This window comes from Streptomyces sp. NPDC101166, from assembly GCF_044768125.1.
Lineage (GTDB): Bacteria > Actinomycetota > Actinomycetes > Streptomycetales > Streptomycetaceae > Streptomyces.
This window is the reverse complement of record NZ_JBIWPF010000117.1, coordinates 1-1436: the sequence shown is the minus strand read 5'-3', so window position 1 is coordinate 1436 and position 1436 is coordinate 1. Positions and strand designations below refer to the sequence as shown.

Annotated in this window: 4 protein-coding genes; 3 read left to right on the top strand and 1 reads right to left on the bottom strand. The window is 67.3% G+C overall.

The window, feature by feature from the left end; genetic code table 11:
- The coding region (locus tag ACIRS4_RS36895; protein WP_404204434.1) for a P-loop NTPase at positions 1-187 on the bottom strand (187 nt) is incomplete at its 3' end.
- Positions 188-356: 169 nt separating this feature from the next.
- Between ACIRS4_RS36895 and ACIRS4_RS36890 the strand changes: the two genes are divergently transcribed.
- The 3 genes from ACIRS4_RS36890 to ACIRS4_RS36880 all read left to right on the top strand — a co-directional run.
- The gene (locus tag ACIRS4_RS36890) at positions 357-521 is read left to right on the top strand and encodes a hypothetical protein (protein WP_404204436.1); all 165 of its coding nucleotides are present in this window, start codon (positions 357-359) and stop codon (positions 519-521) included.
- Positions 521-976 (top strand): RidA family protein, encoded by a 456-nt coding sequence (locus ACIRS4_RS36885; protein WP_404204432.1) that lies wholly within the window; start codon positions 521-523, stop codon positions 974-976. Before ACIRS4_RS36890 ends, ACIRS4_RS36885 begins: the two co-directional genes overlap by 1 nt.
- An 83-nt stretch (positions 977-1059) precedes the next feature.
- Positions 1060-1436 (top strand): MBL fold metallo-hydrolase (locus tag ACIRS4_RS36880; protein WP_404204430.1); only part of this gene is annotated, 377 nt, incomplete at its 3' end.

Sequence of the window (1436 nt, the reverse complement as noted above, 5' to 3'; positions counted from 1 at the left end):
CGATGGACTGTCTGCCCTCGACCTCGACCAACAGCACCCGGCGCCCCCCGGCGGCCAGTGCCAGCGCGAGCGCCGCGGCGACCGTCGACTTCCCGGTGCCCCCCTTCCCGGATACGTAATGCAGGCGGGCCTTGTCCGCCCGCTCCGGCCAACCTGCTTCGACCCCCGGCTCAACCGAAACGGGCACTGCTATCGGTACTCCCACGCTCGCGAGCCTATAACTCGTTCCGAATTCCTGCCCACAGGACTTGTCTACTGTCTGATACACCACTCTGGAAACTCGTATTTCCCGATCCCGCAGCGTAGTCGGAGGGTCTGGAGAACTGGGGGAACGCGGCCGGGGCTACTCTCAGCGCATGAGTGAAGTGACCGTGTGGGAGTACGCGACGGTGCCCCTGTTGACCCATGCCACCAAGGCCATCCTCGACCAGTGGGGTTCCGACGGCTGGGAACTCGTCACCGTGCTGCCCGGACCGACCGGTGAACAGCACGTCGCCTACCTGAAGCGGGCGAAGAACTGATGACCTGGGCCGAGAACCTGAAGGAGCTCGGACTCGAACTGCCGGTCGCGCCGAAGCCGGTCGCGGTGTACGTGCCGGGCGTCCGGACCGGCAACTACGTCTACACCTCCGGCCAGCTGCCGTTCGTCAACGGCGAACTGCCGCTGACCGGCAAGCTCGGCGCCGAGATCACCATCGAGCAGGGCGCGGAGATGGCCAAGCTGGCCGCGCTCAACGCGCTCGCGGTGGTGCACGACCTGGTCGGCCTCGACAATGTCGTGCGCATCGTCAAGGTGGTCGGCTTCGTGGCCTCGGCGGCGGGTTTCAACAGTCAGCCGCTGGTCATCAATGGCGCGTCCGAGCTGCTGGGCGCGGTCCTCGGCGAGGCCGGGGTGCACGCCCGCTCCGCGGTCGGAGTCAACGAGCTGCCGCTGAACACCCCGGTCGAGGTGGAGCTCATCGCCGAGGTGCGATAACCCCGAAATGCTTGGGGCACAGTCGAAAGCGTGATGCGTCCAACACTGGACGCATCACGCGCGGTGCATTAGGACGGAAAAGTATGACGCTCACCCACCCCGCGTACGAACAACTGCGGCAAGTGACTCCGTCCGCCGCCGTCGTCCTGGCCGACAACCCCAGCGGAATGACATTGCAGGGCACCAACACCTGGCTGCTCCGCGCCCCCGGCGCCACGGAATACGTTGTGGTGGACCCGGGTCCGAAGGATCGCAAGCACACCGAGGCGCTGGTCCGCGCGACCGGCGGCGAGATCGTGCTGACCCTGATCACCCACGAGCACGCGGATCACACGGGCGGCATCGACCACCTGGTGAAGGCCACCGGAACCCCGGTGCGCGCCAAGGGCTCCGACTTCCTGCGCGGCTCGGGCACGGTCCTGGCCGACGGCGAGGTCATCGAGGCGGCCGGCGTGCGCAT